The organism is Levilactobacillus suantsaii, assembly GCF_004115745.1.
Taxonomy (GTDB): Bacteria; Bacillota; Bacilli; order Lactobacillales; family Lactobacillaceae; genus Levilactobacillus; species Levilactobacillus suantsaii.
Genome location: NZ_QXIL01000026.1, coordinates 20,962 through 27,074, shown reverse-complemented (window position 1 = coordinate 27,074; position 6,113 = coordinate 20,962). Strand labels below are relative to the sequence as shown.

Here is a 6,113-nt window from a genome sequence, read left to right as displayed (position 1 = left end):
ATCATGTCCATGTCGTCAAGATTACCGGAAAGTCTTATCGACTAAAAGGCGTCGGTTGACCGCCCAAAACCTACATTTTTAAACCGCCATAAACCTGCATTTTATCACCGCCCTTGACATTAACCAAACTACGGGTTGTCGCTTGATCAAATGTACCAATCATAATGTCACATTCACGACCGAGCATTGCGTATTCGCGATTATTGGCAGTTAAATCACCGGGAATTTGGGTGATTTGTAGCTGGTAGTTTGGAAGCTGATCTTTGATTTCATTCCAGGTTGGCATGAAGGGCATGCTGGGATGCAGGAGTGAGGTGCCAAGACTGATTGTCTGGACAGCGCCATCGGCTTTATGGCATTCAACATAAACTTTGTTGGTAAGATCAATGACCGTTTCGGCATACTTTTGGAAAACCTCACCACTAGTAGTAAGGGTGGCTCCCGTGCTGGAACGATCGAATAGTTTGGTATCAACTTCTTTTTCTAGTCGATTAATTTGTTTCATGACGGCAGTGCTTGAAATGAAATTTTGCGCCGCAGTTTTCGTAAAGCTTCCCGACTTAATTACTGAGATAAACGTTCTTAGGTTATTGGTATCCATTATGCCACCCTCCGCATCAACCATAAGTTAACACCACCCTAACAATGAGATTCTTCACTGTCAAGTACTCATCAGTCATAATAGAGCCATCGAATGAAACAAGGAGGCATTGCAATGAAACGGGTCTTAATTTTAGGAGCGACAAGTAATATTTCGCGTTACTTAATTCCTAAGTTAATCCATCAAGATGTCTTTTTAACGTTGTTTGCCCGCCATGGTCAGCAACGACTAACCAATCTGATTGCTAAGCCACGTGTTCATGTGATGAGTGGTAATTGGAATAATCCGGTTGATCTTAAACAGGCGGTTAGTCACCAAGACATTGTTTATTTAGCAACTGGTCAGTTTGTACAAGCAAACCGTAATGTTGTAGCGGCAATGAAGTCCCAACGGGTCAAGCGATTGATTGTTGCCAGTGAATTAGGAATCGAAGATGAGGTTCCTGGGAAATTTGGCCAATGGAACCAGCAGATGATGGGGAACAATCAAAACCTTATTGATGCAGCAGAAGTGATTAAACGTAGTAATCTCAATTACACATTAATACGAATGGCCTGGCTTTATGATGATCCAAATAATGAACAGCATGAGCTGATTCCAGCCGGGCAACCGTTCCGTGACACACAGTTAACGAGGCAAGCGGCAGCCGCTTTTATAGCTGATGTGGTTGCAAGGCCTGAGTTAGCAGCCTACCAAAGTGTTGGGCTTGCAGAACCGAACACCCAATGGGATAAACCCTCATTTTATTAATAATCGGAAGAAGGTTAAGGGACAACTTTTTATAACTTTAGTAATCAGCTATGTCGTTTTAGGTTTAATGATTATCGAATAAGGGAGATGGAATTTAATGGCAAGTAATATTTTAATCGCATACTTTAGTCACTGGGGTCACAGTAAGGCTTTTGCCGAAGAAATTCAAAGGTTAACTGGTGGCGACCTATTTGAAATCCAAACCGCTACGGTTTACCCGGAACCGCACGATCCGTGTTCAATTCAAGCCCACAAGGAACAACTTGCAGATTTCCGACCAGCACTAACGAGTCACGTTGAAAATATGGATCAGTATGACACTGTCTTTATCGGCCACCCAATCTGGTGGTATCGTGAGCCAATGGTAATTCGTTCTTTCTGGGAAGCCTATGATTTTACTGGGAAGAAGGTTATCCCATTTTGTACTTCTGGTGATGTTGGAATTGAAAACACTGAACAAGATACGAGGAAGTGGTTGCCAACAGCTGATGTTAAGCCAGGCCTACGTTTAGAAACGCACGCAGTTGATAGTAGTGTTGCAGAAACTAAAGAATGGTTGAAGCAAAGCAAGGTGCTTTAATGAAAGGAAGAAAGAAAATGAGTAAGAAAACCTTAGTTGAAATTAGTGTAAACAATGATGTTAAATTAACCGCCCAATTTGAAGATAACGCAACAACCCGCGACTTAATTTCTCGGATGCCATTTACCGTCGATATGGATAATCTATATTCCCGTGAGATGTGTCACCGTTACGGCCATGGTGGCTTGCCAACTGATAATGCAAAGGATAAAGGCTATCAGGTCGGGGATATTTCTTACTGGCCACCGATGGGGAGTCTGGTATTTTTGTACAAGCAGAATGGCGAAGTCTTTGAACAACAACCGATTGGCCATATTGATAACGATGTTAGCTTCTTTAGTAAATTCAACTCAGCACAAGTAACGTTTCGGGTTAGGGCTTAGCGCGAATCATGGTTGAACAAAATAAGGATAATCTATTTGGTATTGGCGAAAAGAACACCGCGTTTGATAAATATTTTACGGGACTAACTTATTGCCATTTCCTGATAAAAAAGGGCGACAATATTAATTGATGGTTGATATGTTACGAATGTGTTAGTGCTTCTATTAATTGTGGATTAGCAAGGATCGTTAAAGGTGTTGAAAAATATTAAAAATTAATAGGAGGAATTAATTATGTCAGTTAAAGGGAAAGTTGTTGTCATTACCGGTGCATCTTCTGGAATTGGTGAAGTAACTGCCAAATTGTTAGCAAAGAACGGTGCCATGGTGATGCTTGGTGCCCGCCGCGAAGACCGGCTTTACAAGATTGCTAACGAAATTAACGTTAATGGTGGACGGGCAGACTTCCGAGCTGTTGACGTGACTAAACCAGAAGAAGTTGAAGCTCTAATAAAGGCGGCTCAAGATAGCTTTGGCAAGGTTGATGTCATCTTTAACAACGCTGGCATCATGCCAAACTCACCAATGAGTGCTGTTCGGACTGCTGAATGGAACAAGATGATCGATGTTAATATTAAGGGAGTTCTTAATGGAATTGCTGCGGTAATGCCAATCTTTACTGCTCAAAAGCATGGTCACATTATTACGACTTCGTCGGTAGCGGGCTTGAAGAATTATGTTGGTTCCGGGGTCTACGGTGCGACTAAGTTTGCCGTTAAGAATGCTATGGAAGTTACTCGGATGGAAAGTGCTAACGAAGGGACTAATATTCGGACAACGACCATTTACCCAGCCGCAATCAATACTGAATTACTTAACCACGTTGGTGATGAAAAGACCGCTGCTAATATGAAGAACTTCTACAAGCAACACGGAATTTCGCCGGATGCAATTGCCCGGGTGGTAAAATTCGCGATTGATCAACCAGAAGATGTTGACATTTCTGAATTTACGATTTACCCAACAAACCAAGCATAAAATTTCTCCATGAAGCTGAGTGAAAAGCTCAACCTTATTTTCCTACAATCGGATGAATGATTCGTCAAGAATAATGCGTGACTTAGTTGCTAAGCGGGCTGCATCCTATTAAGAAAAAAAGTTTACCGAAAAACAAGCTCAACATAGTAAACTGTACAATAATCAGAAATTTGATTGAGCAATTAATTAATTTTTGTGGTCTAAATAGAAAGGAAAATCATTAAATGAAAATAAACGTTCCAGTAACCCAAGCTGGGTACCTACCAGATAAGTATTCCAAATATTCGGCAATTAAAAAGGCCGGGCAACCAGTAATTTCGTTTCCAATTGAAGTTACTGATGTTCCTCAGGAGACAAATTATTTAGCATTGTCGTTGATTGATTATGATGCAGTACCACGAACGGGCTTTCCATTTATTCATTGGTTAGCCGCTAATCTTCCCGTTAAAAATATTGATGAAGATTTTAGTAGGGGGTTCAAAGGACCCCAGGGGATGAATACGTGGGCTTCACGGTTCTACGATGAAGATGATGACTACGTAACCAGTCATTATGCAGGTCCAATGCCGCCAGATAAGCCCCATCGATATACCTTAACTGTTTATGCGTTAAAGCATGCAATGGCTGTTAAGGATAAATTCTATTACAATCAATTTCGCGATGAACTAAAGAATAATCTATTAGACAAAACAGATTTCGTTGTTAATGCCCATGATTAAAGCGAGATTTTATGAAACTAGAACGAGCTACATCGGCGGACTTAGAGAGTTATATCAATTACCATTATTAGCTTTTGAAAGTGAAGCGGAAATGATTGGCAGTTAGGAAATCTCAGCGCTTCGAGAAACAGCAAAAGAGAGTAAGAAGGATTTCCCACATTATTGGATTGTTTTAAAGTTGGTTGCTGATAATCAAATTGCTGGAGCGATTCATTACCGTGAACGAGGAGATAAGCTTGAAATTGGGCAGGTCATGGTCCATTCTGACTATTGTTGTCGCGGGTTTGCCAAAAGTCGTTGACGAATAGTATCCAGCCCAAGTGCGCAAATGATACACTTGCACAAAGAGCTGGAAAACAGTGCCATATATGGGTATGAACCGGTTGAAAGAAGTAACAGAAGAAAGTGACTTCTCTTTTGTTTCTATGGAAAAGAGTCATTAGAATTTAAGGTCAGCAGGTAAGAATCTGTTGATTTTTTTGCTTTAACTCATTTTGCGCGAAAGCTAAGTGCGGGATAGGCAAGCAAATATGTATCTTTTTATTGGGTGACAGTTGGCAATGTTATTTTTTACGGTAATTGTCCTGTTGGATTTGAGAGGACAAGAAAATAGTAAATAGTAAAGGGAGAAAATTTGAAAAGTGATAGTTAAAAATAGTGAAAGAATATTGCTAGTTCTATTGGTAATTATTAGTATCCTAAATTTGGCGTTAGCTAATCAAGTAGCGTTGGTGTTAGCTATTGCTTCCTTGTTAGTTCTAATTGGCGGATTTCATCATTTAGGGACCGCATTTAAATGGGCAACGGGGATCTTCTTTATTCTGGGACTATTAATTGCTGGATATGAGCATTTTTCATTATCGATGGTGATTAATGCAGTTAATTCAATGGACAATCTAATCGTATTATTAATCGTAATGCAACTTTTTACGGTTCCAATTGCCGTGGGGCGATACCAAAATTCAATCGTGACACTGGTTAATGGTAAGTTACCAACTAATCGGGGCTTATTTGCCTTCACAATGTTAATTACATTCTTGCTATCTAGTATTCTTTCAATGGGAACTGTCCCCATCATCTACTCCATCTTGGGGCCAACAATAAAACAACGACTTGGTGAAAAGTATAATCACTTCTCATCGGTTGCCATTAGTCGTTCTTTTACCTTAGGAACATTATGGGCGCCGGGCGCCGCGACAATTTTTTTAATTAGTACAATTACTCATGTGCCTTTGCAAAAACTATTTGTTCCCAGTTTTATTTTAGGGTTATTAGGACTGCTGTTAGCCTTGCTGATCGAATTACATGCTTTGCCAGCAAAGAAGAATGGCAAGCAGATTAAAAGTCGAGGTAATACTACGCGAGCAATGTTACAGGTATTCCAAATTATTTTGGCTGTGGTTGTTTTATTGGTAATCGCTTTTACATTGATTCACCTTGAAATTGGTGAAGCGATGATAGATGTTACCTTGGCTGGCTTAGTGGTTATCTTATTTTGGCTGTTGGCTTTACAAGTGGGAGACCATGACCATCAACGAACTGTTAAGGCTGGAAAGGAGTATCTTCAGAGCGGATTAATGCGTGGTGGAAGTTTGGCGCCATTCTTTGTTGCTATCGGTTTGTTTTCAAATGTCTTTGAACATTCCCAAGTATCCAAAATAATCGGTCGATTTTTAACACCATATATTGCGCACTTATCATGGGGAGCATTAATTTTAGTTCCCTTACTGGTTGTTATTTTATCTTTAATCGGTATACATCCCTTGGCTTCTGTAACCTTGTTGGGACAGGTCATGATGGGAATTAATTTACCATTTAATGCTTTAGCTATTGCTCTTGGATTAAATATTGGTAGTGTTTTAGCATACATGATGTCACCCTTTGCGGGAATCGTAGTTGTAATTGCCAATATTCTGGGAACTAGTCCAGCAACGGTATCATTGAAGTGGAATGGAAAATATTGTGTGAATTTATTTATTTTAAGTATAATTTTTATTATCGGATATACATTATTAGTTTAGGAACAAAGCGCTTAGAATCAATTGCTCGGGTTGATTTTAGGAGCTTATTTCCCAAGGATAGAAAACTGGGATCCGGTGGAC

Annotated in this window: 8 protein-coding genes; 7 read left to right on the top strand and 1 reads right to left on the bottom strand. The window is 39.9% G+C overall.

The features are described 5' to 3' along the window. Nucleotides 1-70: 70 nt before the first annotated feature. Nucleotides 71-601, bottom strand: a complete 531-nt coding sequence (locus DXH47_RS10085; RefSeq protein WP_225423566.1) for a LysR family transcriptional regulator — start codon at nucleotides 599-601, stop codon at nucleotides 71-73. Nucleotides 602-715: 114 nt separating this feature from the next. Here DXH47_RS10085 and DXH47_RS10080 point away from each other — a divergent pair, with 114 nt between their 5' ends. The 7 genes from DXH47_RS10080 (at nucleotide 716) to DXH47_RS10055 (ending at nucleotide 6,032) form a co-directional block, all read left to right on the top strand. Further along, a complete protein-coding gene (locus tag DXH47_RS10080) occupies nucleotides 716-1,351 on the top strand; it encodes an NAD(P)H-binding protein (protein ID WP_129033195.1) in 636 nt (211 codons plus the stop codon). Nucleotides 1,352-1,448: 97 nt separating this feature from the next. After that, nucleotides 1,449-1,931, top strand: a complete 483-nt coding sequence (locus DXH47_RS10075; protein WP_129033194.1) for a flavodoxin — start codon at nucleotides 1,449-1,451, stop codon at nucleotides 1,929-1,931. A 17-nt stretch (nucleotides 1,932-1,948) separates the two neighbouring features. Further along, nucleotides 1,949-2,314 (top strand): cyclophilin-like fold protein, encoded by a 366-nt coding sequence (locus DXH47_RS10070; RefSeq protein WP_129033193.1) that lies wholly within the window; start codon nucleotides 1,949-1,951, stop codon nucleotides 2,312-2,314. A gap of 234 nt (nucleotides 2,315-2,548) precedes the next feature. Continuing rightward, nucleotides 2,549-3,292, top strand: a complete 744-nt coding sequence (locus tag DXH47_RS10065) for an SDR family oxidoreductase (RefSeq protein WP_129033192.1) — start codon at nucleotides 2,549-2,551, stop codon at nucleotides 3,290-3,292. Between the two features lie 224 nt (nucleotides 3,293-3,516). Further along, a complete protein-coding gene (locus tag DXH47_RS10060) occupies nucleotides 3,517-4,011 on the top strand; it encodes a YbhB/YbcL family Raf kinase inhibitor-like protein (RefSeq protein WP_129033191.1) in 495 nt (164 codons plus the stop codon). A 109-nt stretch (nucleotides 4,012-4,120) separates the two neighbouring features. Beyond that, nucleotides 4,121-4,312 carry a GNAT family N-acetyltransferase gene (locus DXH47_RS12105; RefSeq protein WP_404820037.1) on the top strand — a complete coding sequence of 64 codons (192 nt, stop codon included), beginning with the start codon at nucleotides 4,121-4,123 and terminating at the stop codon, nucleotides 4,310-4,312. Nucleotides 4,313-4,652: 340 nt separating this feature from the next. Beyond that, nucleotides 4,653-6,032: a hypothetical protein gene (locus DXH47_RS10055; protein ID WP_129033190.1), complete on the top strand. Its 1,380-nt coding sequence runs from the start codon at nucleotides 4,653-4,655 to the stop codon at nucleotides 6,030-6,032. Nucleotides 6,033-6,113: the final 81 nt, after the last annotated feature.